Source organism: Leptolyngbya sp. UWPOB_LEPTO1, assembly GCF_017302695.1.
GTDB lineage: Bacteria > Cyanobacteriota > Cyanobacteriia > Leptolyngbyales > Leptolyngbyaceae > Leptolyngbya > Leptolyngbya boryana.
In genome coordinates, this window is the sequence record NZ_JAFLCJ010000009.1 from 62485 (window position 1) to 78290 (window position 15806).

Consider the following 15806-nt stretch of genomic DNA (forward strand, 5'->3'; position numbering starts at 1 on the left):
GGCATATTTCAGAATAGCGGAACTATCTTGAAATTGCGAATAAATTTAGGAGAACGAATTCAGAAATCGCTGAAATGGCAGTACACTGCACAGCGAGAGTTCTGCTCCTAGTTTTTGAAGGTTGAGAAGCGCATGACCCCACTTTTAGTCGTTGCTAGTGAGAGCAATAGTCTGTTTGCTCTTTTCCAAGGTGTTGTCTTGGGTTTAGTGCAAGGAATTACAGAGTTTCTGCCGATCAGCAGTACGGCGCATTTGATTATTTTTACAGATGTGTTCGGCTGGCAGAACCAATGGAAAAAAGAAGCGATCGATGCGATTCAGTTCGGCAGTGTCATCGCAGTGCTGATGTACTTTTGGAAGGATATTCGGAATATTCTCTCAGGAGCTTTGGGGGCATTTGTGCGCAAGGAGTGGTATCGCGAAGACTGGAAGATCTTTATCGGCATTGTCTTCGGAACAGTTCCAGCCTTAGCGGGTGGCTTGATGCTCAAAGAGTTGGGCGTAAAGTTAGAGAGTGCGACACTAATTGCTGTGATGTCGATCGTGATGTCGCTTTTGTTGGCACTTGCCGAGAAAGTCGGTTCTCGGAAACGGGGGTTTGATGAGCTTGAGGTTAAAGATGGGATTTTGGTTGGACTTGGGCAAATGATTGCGTTGCTGCCTGGAGCCTCGCGCTCAGGTTCGACTTTGACGACTGGCTTGTTTTTAGGATTACGCAGAGAAACAGCGGCTCGATTTTCCTTTCTGCTCGGTCTGCCGACTTTGGCGATTGCCACCTTAGTGCAAACGAAAGATGTGTTGCAAGATGGTTCAATGGGAATGCCTTTGCTGTTTGGCATCATTTCAGCGTTTGTGTTTTCGTATTTATCGATCGCTTGGTTGCTGAAGTTTTTGCAGCGTCAGAGTACTTGGGTCTTTGTCTGGTATCGCTTGGCGTTAGGCATTACATTATTAGCCGCAATCGCCACACAAGTTCTAAAGGCTTAAACTAGAGAAGCTGTCAAAGTTCGAGTCATGAGCGAGATTTCTATTCGTCCGGCGTTAATTACTGGGGTGTTGTCGGGTTCAATCGCGCAAGAGATTGGATTTGAAGTGGGCGATCGCATTGTATCGATCAACGGCGAAAAGCCTCGCGATCTGATCGACTATCAGTTTTTGTGTGCGGACGAATTTTTAGAACTCGACGTGATCGATCGCAAAGGAAAAACCCATCAGATCGAAATTGAGAAGGATTACGATGAGGATCTGGGTTTGGAGTTTGAAACGGCTCTGTTTGATGGGTTGATCCAATGTACGAATCGCTGTCCATTTTGCTTTATTGATCAACAGCCTCCGGGCAAGCGAGATAGTCTTTACCTCAAAGATGATGACTATCGGCTGAGTTTTCTTTATGGGAGCTATTTGACTCTGACGAATTTGACTCAGCGCGAGTGGAACCGGATTGAACAGATGAGGCTTTCCCCACTTTATGTTTCAGTTCATGCAACTGAAGCAGATGTCAGAACTCGGTTGCTGAAAAATTCAAGAGCAGGTCAAATTCTAGACCAGATGCGATGGTTCCAAGAACGACAGCTACAGATCCATGCTCAAGTGGTTCTCTGTCCTGGTATCAATGATGGTGAGCACTTAACTCGGACGATCGAGGATCTAGCGCAGTTTCACACAGGAGAGATTCCAGCAGTTGCGTCGATCGCGGTGGTGCCCGTTGGACTGACCCGATTTCGACCCGATGAAGATGAATTGATTCCCGTTTCACCTGAGAAAGCGAGAGAAGTAATTGCCCAAGTACAAGCACTGCAAGCTAAATTCCGAAAAGAGCAGGGCAGTACGATTGTTTGGTTAGCAGATGAGTGGTTCTTAATCGCTGGAGCCGATTTACCCCCAGAATCGCACTATGAAGACTATCCACAAATTGGTAATGGTGTAGGTTCAATTCGATTGTTCCTAAAAGAGTTTGAAACAGCAGCACAAAGACTTCCACAGAAGATTGCGCCTGCACGCGAGTATACCTGGGTTGTGGGGAATGCAGTTGAGAGAGCATTTTTGCCGATTCTCGATCGCTTAAACCAAGTTCAAGGTTTGACGGTCAAAATGGTTGCTCTGAATAGCCAGTACTGGGGTCAGAGCATGACTGTCACGGGGCTACTGACTGGGCAAGACATTTTGGCAGCACTGCAAGGGAGAGCGCTCGGAGACGGAATTCTTTTGCCGTCTTTGATGCTGAAACAAGATGCAGCCGTATTTTTAGATGACATGACTGTGGCAGATTTGGAGCATCGATTGGCAACGAAAATTACGATCGTTCAAGGAGTTGAAGGTCTGATTGAGGTTTGCCAATCGATGCAGGCTATTGCGGTTTAATTGCAGTTGCTAGATAGCTCTGCCCACTCGCAACTATGCAAATATTGTTAATCAGGCTTGCGAACTCGTTCTTCGATATCTTCCAAGGTTTTGAGTACTAGTCGTTTTGCTTGGAGTCGCCAGCCGAGTTTTTGAATTTGGAAGGCGATCGCGCCTCCAGCGATGGTGGCAACAAAATCTAACGGTTGCGACATCGAAATGCCAAACAATAAACCCAATCCAGCAATTCCCCAAAATGGTAGTGCAACCGTTTGACGCTGATCTTCAATGATTTTGCGAATTGGATCAGTTGGCATTTCTGTGAGCAGTTGCTCTTTGACTTGCTTTTGCTCATTGGAAGAAACCGATAAGCCAATTTTCTGTCGGAGCTTTTCAATTTTACGGGCATCGGTACTGTACTGTGTCAGTTCATCTTCTGCCATGAGAATTAAGCGATCGTACTGTCCCATTCTGTTTTGAATAACTCGCCTCCTCTATTGTTCATCAAATTCTGCTTTAATTCAGGGTTTTACGGTTGGATAAGTTTTTGCCGCAAGATTGTAGCAATCAAACGCAAGCCATTTCCTAGTAGACAACCTTCAACATGCCTAGTCCTAAACGATGAGCAATGACTCTAATTTTTGTTTGTTCTTCAGCACTGAGCGGACTGTCTAACGTCATTGCAGCTTGCAGGACTCGATGAGCATCACTTTGAGCAATTTGACCTGTGGCGAGAATTCGGTCAAGCACCGAGCTAACAGCACCATCAGAGCAGGTGGAATTGGTTTGAGTGTAAAGCATCGCAGACCTCGCTAGAGTAGATGTTCAGTAAGCATTGCAGCTTGTGTTCTTGTTTATACTTTCGTCGGCGAGGCGATGATTTCCGTACAGCTAAAGTAAAGAATCAGTGAATCTTATCACTCAGAGAAAATACTGAGATGGGTTGCTTGAAGCTGCGATCGCATCTAGAACTGCCCACGCATATCTAATAGCAGCGCTGATCGATCGAACGATTAGATCAACCTTCGTAATTCTTGTAGCAACCCATGAGGAATTGCTTTCATCAGGTTCCGAGTAGATGAAAGCAATTGAGTTAGCGATGCCGATTTCAACAAAAAAGCCCCCAGAAATTCTGGGGGCTTGCAATCTATCACTCAAAGCAACTTTTGTGCTTATTTGCCGATCACTGCTTTCGCACGAGCCACAACGTTATCGACGGTGTAGCCGAATTTCTCCATAGCAACGTTACCTGGAGCCGAGATACCAAAGCGCTCAATGCTGATCATGTCGCCTTCGCTTCCCATGTACTTCTGCCAACCGAAGCTAGAAGCAGCTTCAACCACGAGGCGTTTTTGATCTGCTTTCGGGAAGATGGTGTTCTTGTAAGCTTCATCTTGCTCCTCGAACAATTCCCAACAAGGCATCGATACCACACGGACTTTGTGACCTTCTGCACGCAGTTTCTCAGCAGCAGTTACACAAAGGCTCACTTCACTTCCCGTTCCCACCAAGATGATGTCTGGCAGGTCATCGCTACCGGAAAGAATGTATGCACCGCGAGCGACCGCATCGATCGAGCTACCATCCAAGTTCGGCAATGCTTGACGAGTCATTGCCAACAGCGAAGGCTGCTTACGACGCTCCATTGCAATTTTGTATGCACCAGAGGTTTCATTTCCATCTGCAGGACGGAAGACCAACAGATTCGGAATCGCACGCAGCGATGCAAGCGTCTCAATCGGTTGGTGAGTAGGGCCATCTTCACCCAATGCAACTGAGTCATGAGTCATGACATAAATCACGCCTGCTTCAGACAGTGCAGAAAGGCGAATCGCTGCCCGCATGTAGTCTACAAACACCAAGAAGGTTGCACAGTAAGGAATCAAGCCCGAATTGTGCAATGCAATTCCATTACAGATTGCGCCCATTGCATGTTCGCGGACTCCAAAGCGGAGGTTGCGGTTTTGGTAAGAGCCTTTCTGGAAGTCACCGAACCCTTTCAGCAAGGTCAAGTTCGAGTGAGTCAAGTCAGCCGAACCACCGATCAGTTCGGGAACCACAGGCGCGATCGCATTCAAGGTCTTCTCAGACGTTTGACGGGTCGCTAAGCCTTTATCTTCAGGCGAGTAGACCGGAAGGCACTTTTCCCAACCGTCTGGAAGCTTGCCGCTCAGCAGGCGCTCAAAGGTTGCTGCATCTTCAGGATATTTTGCTTTGTAGTCTGCAAATGCTGCATTCCAATCAGATTCGAGCTTCGCACCGCGCTCGATCGCTTTGCGCCAGTGATTCAACGCATCTTCGGGAACCACGAAAGGTTCGTAATCCCAACCTAACTGCTTGCGGGTTGCAGCCACTTCGTCACCACCCAAAGCAGCACCGTGAACGCCTGCGGTTCCTTGCTTGTTGGGTGAACCGAATCCGATCGTCGTGCGGATTTTGATCAAGGTCGGCTTGGTCGTTTCTTTCTTCGCTTCTGCGATCGCTGCTTCGATTGCAGCAGTATTGGTATCGCCATCGGGCACAGTGAGAACTTGCCAACCATACGCTTCGTAGCGTTTACCCACATCTTCAGTAAAGGAAACTTCCGTGTCTCCATCGATCGAGATATGGTTGTCATCATAGAGGGCAATCAGTTTACCCAAACCCAGGTGTCCAGCCAGTGAGCAAGCTTCACCCGAAACGCCTTCCATGTTGCAGCCATCACCCATGATCACATAGGTATAGTGATCAACAATCGTTGCATCGGGCTTGTTGAATTTTGCAGCCAGGTGCGCTTCAGCGATTGCCAAACCAACCCCATTACAAATCCCTTGACCCAAAGGCCCAGTTGTGACTTCAACACCCGCAGTTTCAAAATTTTCTGGGTGTCCAGGCGTGCGCGATCCGAGTTGGCGGAACTGTTTGATATCGTCGATCGTCACACTGTCATAGCCCGCTAAATAGAGCAATGCATATTGCAGCATTGAGCCGTGACCTGCGGACAGCACGAAGCGATCGCGGTTGAACCACTGCGGATTTTTGGGATTAAACCGCATGAACTTGTCCCATAGCACGAAGGACATCGGAGCCGCACCCATCGGCAATCCTGGGTGTCCGGATTTTGCTTTCTCAACGCCATCGATCGCTAAAAAGCGAATCGAATTAATGCAAAGTTCTTCGAGTGACTGGGCTGCAACGACCATGATTTCTGTTAAGAATGAACGACGAGTGGGCAATAACGGAAGAATTCGATCAAATCCGAATACTTGATTCCATTATGAAGAAAAGTAGGCACAAATACCTAATCAGAAAAAGCTATCAAAGGCTGTCAATTGATAACAGCCTCCTAATAATCCTAGATAACGGTAGCCAGTTCAAGTTTATGGCTCAAACTTTTTAAATGCGATCGTCACATTGTGTCCGCCAAACCCAAAAGAGTTGGACAGCGCAACGTTCACGACATGTTCGCGGCTTTCATTGGCAACGTAATCGAGATCACAAGCTGGATCGGGTTCGACCAAATTAATCGTTGGAGGAACGCGATCGTTGTGGATTGCCATCACGGTTGCAACGGCTTCAATTCCGCCAGAACCGCCGAGCAAGTGACCCGTCATCGATTTCGTGGAGCTGACGAGAATTTGTTTTGCGCGATCGCCCAGAGCAGTTTTAATCGCCATCGTCTCATTTGGATCATTGACGGGCGTACTGGTTCCGTGAGCATTGACGTAATCCACCTGATCCGGAGTGAGTCCGCCATCTTTTAGACAGAACTGAATCGCTCTTGCGGCATCTTTTCCGCCTGGAGTTTGTCCTGTGATGTGATAAGCATCGCAAGTTACGCCATAGCCGACGATTTCAGCGTAAATCTTTGCGCCACGAGCCAGCGCGTGTTCCATTTCTTCAAGCAGAAGAATTCCAGATCCTTCACCTAAGACGAAACCGTCGCGATCTTTATCAAACGGGCGGCTCGCGTGAGTAGGGTCATCATTTCTTAATGAGAGGGCTTTACACGCTGCAAATCCTGCTACTGCAAGCGAAGTGACTGCCGCTTCAGTACCACCGCAAATCATGGCTTGAGCATAGCCGCGTCGCACCCATTGAAACGCATCGCCGATCGCATTCGAGCCAGCCGCGCAAGCGGTCACTGAACAAGAGTTTGGACCTTTTGCACCAATGTGAATCGCCGTAAGACCTGCCGCCATATTCGCAATCATCATGGGAATCATGAACGGACTACAGCGATCGGGTCCTTTGGTCAGGTTAATTTCTTGCTGATCTTCGAGAACTTTCAAGCCGCCAATGCCCGTTCCGATCAAAACTCCGACCTGTTCTGCATTCAGATCATTGATCTCGAAATTTGCATCTGCCAAAGCTTGTTTACTGGCTGCAACCGCAAATTGACAAAAGCGATCCATCCGTTTTGCTTCTTTGCGATCCATATATTGAATCGGATCAAAGCCTTTTACCTCAGCGGCAAAACGACAATCATGCCGAGACGCATCGAATAAAGTAATGGGGGCAATGCCATTACGTCCCGCCATTAGCCCGTCCCAATACTCAGAAAGCGTATTGCCGATCGGCGTAATTGCACCAAGCCCTGTGACAACAACGCGCTTATTTACCGTATTTGTCATGATGTCCAATGAAAAAAGGATGTGGGGATAAAGGATGAGGGACAAGTCACAGTCTTATCCCCCATTCTTCGGAGATTTGACTAAGCCGAGGCTGCAACTTTGCCACTGATGTAATCAACTGCAGATTGAACCGTTGCAATTTCTTCTGCCGCTTCATCGGGGATTTCGATGTCGAATTCTTCTTCGAGTGCCATCACCAATTCAACGGTGTCGAGTGAATCTGCACCTAAGTCGTTTGCAAAACTAGCAGCAGGAACAACTTTAGCGGCATCGACACCTAACTGTTCTGCCACGATCTTCTGGACTTTATCAAAAATTTCGGTCTCGCTCATAAAATTCCTCTTGAGTTGCAGCCGCAACGAATCACACTAAACACAGAAATGCTCATTCATTTTGAGCATCTCTTCATCTTATCTGAATGAAGTCATCTCATATCAGATTCGGGTGCGGTGAACATTTTGCCACGATCGCTGACCAAATTCCTCAGTTTTTCTTAAGATCGGTGTTTTCGAGGCGGTGGGCGCTACTATCAAAGTCGGATGAGTCGGGCAAATTCTATGGTTCTGAAATACGCTTATTTCCCTGGTTGTGTCGCGCAAGGAGCGTGTCGGGAGTTGGATCAATCGACCAAAGCTGTGTCGCGATCGCTCGGAATCGAATTGATCGAATTGAAAAAAGCTGCTTGTTGCGGTTCGGGAACGTTTAAAGAAGATTCTCAACTGCTCGAAGATACGGTCAATGCTAGAAATATTGCTTTAGCTGAAGAATTAAACTTGCCGCTCTTGACGCATTGCAGCACCTGTCAGGGCGTAATCGGGCATGTGGATGAACGGTTGAAATCAGCAGATTCAGAGTATTTGAATCAAGTGAATGGGTTTTTGAACCGGGAAGGATGTTCGCCTTATCAGGGAAGCACTGAGGTCAAACATTTACTCTGGGCGTTGGTGAGTGATTATGGACTCGATGCGATCGCGGCAAAAGTCACTCGCAAGCTCTCAGGTCTTAAATGTGCAGCATTTTATGGCTGTTATCTCTTGCGCGGGCAGGATCGTCCTTTAGATGATCCATTCAATCCCACGTCAATGGAGAACTTATTTGAGGCAGTGGGCGCAACACCGATTCAGTATCGCGGTCGGACTCAATGTTGTGGATGGCCGCTCTCGAGTTATGCAACTGAGCAGTCGTTTCAGATGGCAGGGAAGCATATCAAAGCGGCGATTCAAGCTGGAGCCGATTGTATGGTCACGCCATGTCCGCTGTGCCATTTGAATTTAGACTCGCGACAGCCAGAAGTTGAACAAGTCATTGGAGAGAAATTAGGCTTACCAATTTTGCATTTGCCGCAGTTGGTAGGATTGGCGATCGGGATTTCGCCTTCGGAGTTGGGACTCGATCGCCACATCGTTGCCACAAAATCAGTGCTTGCAAAATTAGGAAAATAGAAAAATACTAAGAAATAGTGCCAGGCTTGACACACTAGGTTACTTTAGTAGGTAAACGCACCGAATTCGTGAGTCTCTATGCAGCTACACTGCACTCGTCCTGGTTGTGCCCGTCCTGTGAATCATTTCGCAGACCTAGACGACCCCAACATCTTAAAATCTGTTCCCCAGAAATTTTGTATGCATTGTGGCATGCCATTGATATTGGTGGGACGGTATTTGCCGACAAAATTATTGGGACAAGGCGGATTTGGCACAGCATTTCTGGCGCGCGATCGCTATACGCCAGGCATGAGATCGTGTGTGGTCAAGCAGTTTCAACCTTCTGGCAATCTCAAGCCTGCTCAGCTCAAAGTTGCTCAAGATCTGTTTGAACGAGAAGCCGAAGTGCTCGAGCAACTCGGACGAGAACATCCGCAGATTCCCGATTTGTTCGCGTTTTTTGAAGTCACTGATCCGAATTCTCCGAAAAACGCCAAATTCTTTTACTTAGTTCAGGAATATATTGAAGGGCAAACCTTAGAAGCAGAGCTAGTTCAAAACGGAAGATTTTCTGAGTCAGACATGCGCAACGCTCTAGAGCAAACCCTGAAGATTTTAGAGTTTGTGCATGAGAATGGCTCAATTCATCGGGATATTAAGCCTTCCAATATCATGCGTCATCAGAATGGGCGCTTCTACTTGCTCGATTTCGGAGCAGTCAAATTTGTCACAAAGGCGGTTGGAAATATTCAAAGTTCAACCGGGATTTACTCCGCAGGATTTGCTCCGCCCGAACAGATTTCAGGCAGCCAGGTTTTTCCTGCAAGTGACTTGTACGCTCTAGCAGCCACTTGTGTGATGTTACTCACTGGAAAATCGCCGCAAGATTTATTTGATAGCTATAACAACCAGTGGAATTGGCGAAAGCAGGCTCAAGTCAGTTCGCAATTTGCAGACATCCTCGATCGTATGCTGCGTCATGCTCCAGCAGAGCGCTTTCAATCTGCAACTGAAGTGCTCGCCGCCCTCGCTCCAAAACCCACTCCCCCACCTCCCACTCCCCCACTCCCCACTCCGACTCCTCAGCGATCGCCGATTATTTCCCGCTTCTCAACCCTAGAATGGATCGGCGGATCAATCTTCACTGGATTTGAAGCAGGCATTTTAGCGATCTCAATGGTGAGCCTGCTCGGAACAACCCTCATCAGTGCGACCTTCTGGCTGATGTTGGTTGGAATTCTGCTCTTGGCACAGTACTGGCGATTCATTGAAAAGATTGATCTCGTGATTTTGGCAGGCGTTTCACTGTTGACGGTTGGATTTGTCAGGCAGCTAAATGGGGCAGGTGAATTTGTCCGGGCAGGTCATCCGGCACTGAATGTTTTAATTTTTGCAGGCTTAACGGCGTTGGTTGCACTCGCGATCGGACTTGTATTTCGTTTAATCTTCAACCTAGTTTCTCGACTCTTATGACTCAGAAAAACGAAGCCCCTGCTTTACTTTTTTCGTTGTTGATTACAGGTAGCTTGATTGCTGCTGGCGTTTGGTGGCTAGCTGAGAAATCAGGCATTCCGGTTGGTAATTTTGAGCCGAAGCCTTCTGCGACTCCTTTGCCCAATTCAAAGCCCTCAGCCGATTGGACAGAGGTACAGAATGTCCCACCTGGAATTTTTAATTATGGTGGCAGTACGTCTTGGGCACCGATTCGTTTGAGTGTGGATGCAGCACTGCAAGCTGCTCGTCCCGAATTTCGACTGCGTTATGTCAATCCAGTTGGCAGCGCGCCTAGCTCAGCAGTCGGCATTCAGATGTTGTTGAATGGTCAAGTTCAGTTTGCTCAATCTTCACGACCTATCACGCCACAAGAGCAGCAAGACGCACAGCAAAAAGGCTTGAGTTTGAAAGAAATTCCCATCGCGATCGATGGCATTGCGATCGCAGTTCACCCCTCTCAATCTGCGCCGGGATTAACCCTCGATCAACTCCGCGAGATTTACTTAGGGCGGATTACCAATTGGCAACAAGTCGGCGGGCAGGATTTAGCGATCGTCGTTTTTTCACGTCGGGATCTCGATGGCAATATCTTCTCTGAGCAAGTACTCAAAGGACAGCCTTTACCTGCAACGACTCAGATTGTTGGCACCACAACAGAGGGATTACAAAAAGTAGGCTCAACTCCTGGGGGAATCTACTTTGCTTCAGCGCCTGAAGTTGTGCCGCAGTGTACTGTGAAAACAATGCCGTTGGGAACGACGAATCAGTTTGTTGCAGCTTACGAAGGATCGCTTGCAACTTGTCCAACTCGGAATCGATTAAATACAAAAGCCTTTCAGGATGGCACTTATCCGCTGACCCGCAATCTTTCGGTAATTGTGAAACAAAACAATAGCAGAGAACAACAAGCAGGTGAAGCATATGCGAATCTGCTTTTGAGTACTCCAGCACAGGAGGCGATCGCGAAAGCAGGATTTGTGCGCGTGCGTTAATTTCCTCGTGGCTCTGTTGCAATAATATGCACATCAATGTTGCGCAAGGATTTTAGCAATCGCTGAGTCAGAGAGCCGCGAATCAAAGTGCTCCAGTACGATCGACGACTTTCCCCAATCACAATTTGCGTAATTCGGTACTCTTGAGCAACTTGTGCGATCGCTTTTGCTCGATCGGGTTCTGTCACGCGAATAAATTGCCCCCCAAATTCCTGACAGATCTGCTCACAAGTCTCAATATGTAAGGTTTCTGCTTTCGTTAAAAATCGATCCGGCGCGTTGACAAACAGGCAGTAAAGTAGCCCGTGCATATATCCTGAAATTCTAGCTCCGCGCCGAAGTAACTGAATCGAATTGGGATAAGTCGAAATGCAGACTAAGATGCGCTCATGAATGTTACAGAAGGAAGCATTCTCACTTTCAATTTCCTTCTCTTCAACATTATCTGCAATCTCTCGCAGCGCTAGCTCTCTAAGTGCAATCAAATTCCGACGCTGAAAAAAGTTTTGCAAAGCTTGATCAATCTTCTCAGGCGCATAGATTTTGCCATCTTTGAGCCGCTCCTCCAACGTTTCAGGAGTCACATCAACTACGACAATCTCATCGGCTTGTTCTAAAACGCGATCGGGGATTCTCTCTCGGACAACAACGCCAGTAATTCGAGCTACCAGATCATTCAAGCTTTCTAGATGCTGAATGTTGACGGTCGAGAACACATCAATTCCCGCTGCCAAAATTTCTTCGACATCTTGATATCGCTTCTCGTACTTTGAACCTGGCACATTCGTATGCGCTAGCTCATCAATCAACGCAAGCTGAGGCTGGCGAGCCATCACTGCTGCTGTATCCATTTCAGTGAGGACAACTCCCGAAACCAGCAGTTGTTGGCGGGGGACTTGTTCTAGCCCAATCGCTTTTTGCGCGGTTTCCTCTCGGTTATGCGTTTCGAGTAGCCCGATGACAACATCGACACCTTCTTGTTTCAAGCCGCGCGCTTCTTCAAGCATCTTGACCGTCTTCCCGACACCAGGCGACATGCCGATGAAAATCTTATGCTTGCCCCGACGAGAAAGTGTGTTCATGGAGAGTGACTTCAAAGACTTCAGCAAACGCGATCGCAATTCTTTCTTTTACCTCTTCGACCGTAACGCCTGGAACAAACTGCGCCAAACTTCCGACCGGCTTATCTGCAATCCCACACGGCACAATTCGCTCAAATCCACTCAAATCAGGGCAGACATTCAACGCAAACCCATGCATCGTAATCCAACGACTGACTTTTATCCCAATCGCTGCTAACTTTCGTCCCTCCACCCAAACCCCAGTCAATCCTGGAATCCGAATTCCTTCTAATTCATACATTGCTAGAACTCGGATGATCACTTCTTCCAACTGTCGCAGATACCAATGCAAATCCTTGCGATAGTACTGCAAATTCAAAATCGGATAGCCCACCAGTTGCCCAGGGCAGTGATAGGTTACTTCTCCACCGCGCTCAATTCGATGCAATTCATACTCACCCGGAGCAAACTTGAGAAATCCGATATCCGAACCCTGTCCAAGTGTGTAAACAGACGGGTGTTCTAGCAAAATCAAAATATCATCGAGAGCCGCATTCTCTTTGCGCTCATTCACCAGCGATCGCTGCCATTTCCAGGCAGTTTGATAAGGCACTAACCCTTGAGAGTACAAAAAACACGATCGCATAGAGCTTGGTGAATCCCCGATTAATAAGATTCGCTCAAAATTGCAGAAAGATCAAGCGAGAAACAGGGGAGATCACCGCCCTTTTTGAATCAAGAATTGTCAACAGATGCAAAACATTTTTAACCGAACTGTTTACTGCAATACCAAAGTGCTAGTGTGAAGTTAATCACCCACCATTCCAGGGGAGGAGCAGCTTATATGAAGCTTGTGATTCAGGGAAAGAACATTGAAATCACAGATGCGATTCGAGAGTACGTTCACCAAAAAATTGAAAAAGCGGTGAACCACTACCAGGCATTAACAACCGAAGTCGATGTTCATCTCTCTGTCGCCCGAAACCCTCGCGTTGCAAAACAAATTGCAGAGGTCACGATCTATGCGAACGGAACTGTCGTTCGCGCCGAAGAAGCCAGCGAAAATCTTTACGCCAGTATTGATTTAGTCGCAGATAAAATTAGTCGGAGACTCCGAAAATACAAAGAAAAACGTGCAAATCATCGTCATGAAAAAACGACTGAACTTCTAGAAGGACAGCCTGTGGTAGAAGAGTTGCGGCTCGACCGAGAACCGGAACTGCCTGCCCAAGTGGTTCGGACGAAGTATTTCTCAATGCCACCGATGACCGTTGATCAAGCGATCGAGCAGCTAGAACTTGTCGGACATGACTTCTATATGTTCCGCAATATCGAGACGGGTGAAATCAACGTCGCTTATGAACGGAATCACGGGGGATACGGTGTCATTCAACCGCGCAACGGCAACGGACACACTCACCAAAATGGGAATGGTAAACACGCGACTGAGACTGCCAGCTCGCTAATTTCATAAGACAAGATGGGGTGCTCAACGCGCCCCATTTTTGTTAAGACAATCTGAGATTTCAATCGATTGGATGCAATCAATTTGATAATCCATAGACTGAATAATTTCAGATTCAGAAATTCCCGATTTTCTATCTCAATTCAAGCTTCGATCGCGCTGTAAATTTAATGTCTGATTTTTGCACTCTTCAATGCAGAAATTTAGAGATTACATTTACAGAAATGCGATCGAGGTATGTTCTGCATTTCACTTAATTCAAGAGGTCAGATATGAAAGGTAATTCTATCGGCATCCGAAGTGTGGCGATCGTAGGTCCTTACCTGAGCGGCAAAACCACCTTACTCGAAAGCTTACTTTGGGTCACCAAAGCAGTGTCTCGCAAAGGAACGGTTCAAGACAAAAACACTGTCGGAGACAGCAGCCAAGAAGCCCGCGATCGCCAAATGACCGTTGAAGTCAACGCAGCACACACCGTCTATGAAGACGTGCGGTTTACCTTCCTTGACTGTCCCGGATCGGTAGAATTTGCTCAGGAAACCTTGAACGCCCTGATCGGCGTAGATGCAGTGGTTGTCGTCTGCGAACCTGTCGTCGATCGAGTGATGACTCTATCGCCCTTGTTCAAATTCCTAGACGATTGGGAAATTCCGCACTTCGTATTTTTGAACAAAATGGATCGCGCTGATGTAGATTTCATGGAAGTTCTACACGCGCTCAAAGCTGTTTCAAGCCGTCCACTGATTCCGCATCAATATCCGATTGGCCGGGGCGAATCGATTTTAGGCTTTATCAATCTCGTCAACGAGCAAGCCTACCACTATCATCCGGGCGCACCTGCTGACCCAGTTCCTTTCCCCAATGAACTCAAAGAAGAAGAGCAGCTTGCCCGTATGGAAATGCTGGAAACGCTCGCAAATTGGGATGATCACCTGCTAGAAGAACTTTTAGAAGAAATTGAGCCACCCGAAGAAGAGATTTTGAACGATCTGAAAATGGAACTGGGTGCTGACTTGATTGTGCCTGTGTTCTTTGGATGCGCCGATCGCGATTATGGTGTGCGTCCTTTACTCGAAGCATTACTACAAGAAACATCAGAGCCAACTGCGATCGCAGAACGCCGCAACATCAAATCTGATGCAGAAATCGCTCAAGTGCTCAAAACTTACAACACTCAACAAGGAGGCAAGCTCTCTCTGATTCGCGTTTGGCAAGGCACCATCACAGACGGCATGACCTTAAATGGAGTACGCATCGGTGGAATGTATCGCCTGATGGGGCAACAACAGCAAAGTATCAATGAAGCTCATGCAGGTGAGATTGTTGCGCTTGCCAGAATGGAAGGAATTAAAACAGGTGATACCCTCTCTCCTGTAGAAGTTCCAGCCCTACGTCAGCCTGAGCAGATCAAACCCGTCTTTGCTATGGCAATTCAAGCTGAGAAACGCAATGATGAGGTGAAGCTAACAGGAACACTCGCAAAACTCTTGGAAGAAGATGCTGGACTCTGTTGGGAGCAGCATGGTGATACCCATGAAATCATTCTGTGGGGACAGGGTGAAATTCACTTGCAAATCGCACTCGATCGCTTACGCCGCAAGTACAATCTCCCGATGGTGACGCATCTGCCCCAAGTTCCCTACAAAGAAACCGTTCGCAAATCTACAAACTCTCATGGTCGCTACAAGCACCAAACAGGCGGACATGGACAATTTGGAGATGTCTATCTCGACATTCAGCCTGTCGCACGCGGGGATGGCTTCCGGTTTGGTGAAAAAATTGTGGGTGGAGTCGTTCCGAAACAGTACATTCCAGGAGTAGAAATGGGTGTACGGGAGTATCTCACAACGGGACCACTAGGGTTCCCAGTTGTCGATATTGCTGTGACTTTAACGAATGGTTCCTATCACAGTGTTGATAGTTCGGAGCAAGCTTTCAAGCAAGCCGCTCGTATTGCAATGCAGGAAGGCATGGCGAAGTGTGAGCCTGTGTTATTAGAACCGATCGTCAAAGCTGTGATTTCTGTTCCAACGGATTTCACTTCAAAGGTGCTACGGCTGTCGAGTGGTCGTCGCGGTCAAGTACTAGGCTACGACGCGAAAGAGGGTTGGACAGGTTGGGATGATGTCGTTGTGCTCCTGCCCCAAGCAGAAATGCATGACTTAATTGTAGAACTGCGATCGCAAACGATGGGAGTCGGATTCTTCCAGTGTGAATTCGATCATCTGCAAGAAGTCCCCGATAAGCTAGCCGAAAGAGTTCTCGTCACGACTGGGCACAGCAACGGTAAACGTTAGTTTTTGATCTATCTCTCTAAGGATCAGCGTCTCCGGAGTCGAGCAATTTCGACTCCGGTTTCTTGTTGAAGGAACTTGCTCAATGACGACGATCGACCAATTGAATTCCTCTACTTAATC

General features: G+C 47.5%; 14 protein-coding genes. 7 read left to right on the forward strand and 7 right to left on the reverse strand.

What is annotated here, in order from left to right; all coding sequences use genetic code 11:
- Positions 1-132: 132 nt before the first annotated feature.
- A complete protein-coding gene (locus J0L70_RS14985; protein WP_017286700.1) occupies positions 133-987 on the forward strand; it encodes an undecaprenyl-diphosphate phosphatase in 855 nt (284 codons plus the stop codon).
- A gap of 27 nt (positions 988-1014) precedes the next feature.
- Positions 1015-2361 carry a TIGR03279 family radical SAM protein gene (locus J0L70_RS14990; protein ID WP_287455158.1) on the forward strand — a complete coding sequence of 449 codons (1347 nt, stop codon included), beginning with the start codon at positions 1015-1017 and terminating at the stop codon, positions 2359-2361.
- Positions 2362-2408: 47 nt separating this feature from the next.
- Here J0L70_RS14990 and J0L70_RS14995 read toward each other — a convergent pair whose 3' ends face one another.
- The 5 genes from J0L70_RS14995 to acpP form a co-directional block, all read right to left on the reverse strand.
- Positions 2409-2810, reverse strand: coding sequence for a hypothetical protein (locus J0L70_RS14995; RefSeq protein ID WP_287455159.1), 402 nt, complete (start codon positions 2808-2810; stop codon positions 2409-2411).
- Between the two features lie 115 nt (positions 2811-2925).
- Complete coding sequence (locus tag J0L70_RS15000) at positions 2926-3141, reverse strand: hypothetical protein (RefSeq protein WP_017286697.1); 216 nt, start codon at positions 3139-3141, stop codon at positions 2926-2928.
- Between the two features lie 371 nt (positions 3142-3512).
- The gene (gene tkt / locus J0L70_RS15005) at positions 3513-5522 is read right to left on the reverse strand and encodes a transketolase (RefSeq protein WP_268183820.1); all 2010 of its coding nucleotides are present in this window, start codon (positions 5520-5522) and stop codon (positions 3513-3515) included.
- A gap of 177 nt (positions 5523-5699) precedes the next feature.
- Positions 5700-6953: a beta-ketoacyl-ACP synthase II gene (gene fabF / locus J0L70_RS15010; RefSeq protein WP_017286693.1), complete on the reverse strand. Its 1254-nt coding sequence runs from the start codon at positions 6951-6953 to the stop codon at positions 5700-5702.
- Between the two features lie 80 nt (positions 6954-7033).
- Entirely contained in the window at positions 7034-7285 is a 252-nt protein-coding gene (gene acpP / locus J0L70_RS15015) for an acyl carrier protein (RefSeq protein ID WP_017286692.1), read from the reverse strand.
- Positions 7286-7510: 225 nt separating this feature from the next.
- Here acpP and J0L70_RS15020 point away from each other — a divergent pair, with 225 nt between their 5' ends.
- From J0L70_RS15020 to J0L70_RS15030, 3 genes are all read left to right on the forward strand, one after another.
- Positions 7511-8395: a CoB--CoM heterodisulfide reductase iron-sulfur subunit B family protein gene (locus J0L70_RS15020; RefSeq protein ID WP_017286691.1), complete on the forward strand. Its 885-nt coding sequence runs from the start codon at positions 7511-7513 to the stop codon at positions 8393-8395.
- A 78-nt stretch (positions 8396-8473) separates the two neighbouring features.
- On the forward strand, positions 8474-9850 hold the full coding sequence (locus J0L70_RS15025; RefSeq protein WP_353736639.1) for a protein kinase domain-containing protein: 1377 nt from the start codon (positions 8474-8476) through the stop codon (positions 9848-9850).
- Complete coding sequence (locus J0L70_RS15030; protein ID WP_287455161.1) at positions 9847-10863, forward strand: substrate-binding domain-containing protein; 1017 nt, start codon at positions 9847-9849, stop codon at positions 10861-10863. The genes J0L70_RS15025 and J0L70_RS15030 overlap by 4 nt, the downstream gene beginning before the upstream one ends.
- Here J0L70_RS15030 and J0L70_RS15035 read toward each other — a convergent pair.
- Both J0L70_RS15035 and lipB read right to left on the reverse strand, forming a co-directional pair.
- Positions 10860-11945 carry a sensor protein KdpD gene (locus J0L70_RS15035; protein WP_287455162.1) on the reverse strand — a complete coding sequence of 362 codons (1086 nt, stop codon included), beginning with the start codon at positions 11943-11945 and terminating at the stop codon, positions 10860-10862. The genes J0L70_RS15030 and J0L70_RS15035 overlap by 4 nt on opposite strands.
- Positions 11914-12570, reverse strand: a complete 657-nt coding sequence (gene lipB / locus J0L70_RS15040; RefSeq protein ID WP_287455163.1) for a lipoyl(octanoyl) transferase LipB — start codon at positions 12568-12570, stop codon at positions 11914-11916. The genes J0L70_RS15035 and lipB overlap by 32 nt, the downstream gene beginning before the upstream one ends.
- Positions 12571-12768: 198 nt before the next feature.
- Between lipB and hpf the strand changes: the two genes are divergently transcribed.
- On the forward strand, positions 12769-13398 hold the full coding sequence (gene hpf / locus J0L70_RS15045) for a ribosome hibernation-promoting factor, HPF/YfiA family (RefSeq protein WP_017286686.1): 630 nt from the start codon (positions 12769-12771) through the stop codon (positions 13396-13398).
- Between the two features lie 263 nt (positions 13399-13661).
- Entirely contained in the window at positions 13662-15686 is a 2025-nt protein-coding gene (locus tag J0L70_RS15050; RefSeq protein ID WP_287455164.1) for an elongation factor G, read from the forward strand.
- Positions 15687-15806: the final 120 nt, after the last annotated feature.

Coding starts and splice junctions, on each gene's coding strand:
- J0L70_RS14985 (WP_017286700.1), top strand. CDS start 133: ATGACCCCACTTTTAGTCGTTGCTAGTGAGAGCAATAGTCTGTTTGCT.
- J0L70_RS14990 (WP_287455158.1), top strand. CDS start 1,015: ATGAGCGAGATTTCTATTCGTCCGGCGTTAATTACTGGGGTGTTGTCG.
- J0L70_RS14995 (WP_287455159.1), bottom strand. CDS start 2,810: ATGGGACAGTACGATCGCTTAATTCTCATGGCAGAAGATGAACTGACA.
- J0L70_RS15000 (WP_017286697.1), bottom strand. CDS start 3,141: ATGCTTTACACTCAAACCAATTCCACCTGCTCTGATGGTGCTGTTAGC.
- tkt (WP_268183820.1), bottom strand. CDS start 5,522: ATGGTCGTTGCAGCCCAGTCACTCGAAGAACTTTGCATTAATTCGATT.
- fabF (WP_017286693.1), bottom strand. CDS start 6,953: ATGACAAATACGGTAAATAAGCGCGTTGTTGTCACAGGGCTTGGTGCA.
- acpP (WP_017286692.1), bottom strand. CDS start 7,285: ATGAGCGAGACCGAAATTTTTGATAAAGTCCAGAAGATCGTGGCAGAA.
- J0L70_RS15020 (WP_017286691.1), top strand. CDS start 7,511: ATGGTTCTGAAATACGCTTATTTCCCTGGTTGTGTCGCGCAAGGAGCG.
- J0L70_RS15025 (WP_353736639.1), top strand. CDS start 8,474: ATGCAGCTACACTGCACTCGTCCTGGTTGTGCCCGTCCTGTGAATCAT.
- J0L70_RS15030 (WP_287455161.1), top strand. CDS start 9,847: ATGACTCAGAAAAACGAAGCCCCTGCTTTACTTTTTTCGTTGTTGATT.
- J0L70_RS15035 (WP_287455162.1), bottom strand. CDS start 11,945: ATGAACACACTTTCTCGTCGGGGCAAGCATAAGATTTTCATCGGCATG.
- lipB (WP_287455163.1), bottom strand. CDS start 12,570: ATGCGATCGTGTTTTTTGTACTCTCAAGGGTTAGTGCCTTATCAAACT.
- hpf (WP_017286686.1), top strand. CDS start 12,769: ATGAAGCTTGTGATTCAGGGAAAGAACATTGAAATCACAGATGCGATT.
- J0L70_RS15050 (WP_287455164.1), top strand. CDS start 13,662: ATGAAAGGTAATTCTATCGGCATCCGAAGTGTGGCGATCGTAGGTCCT.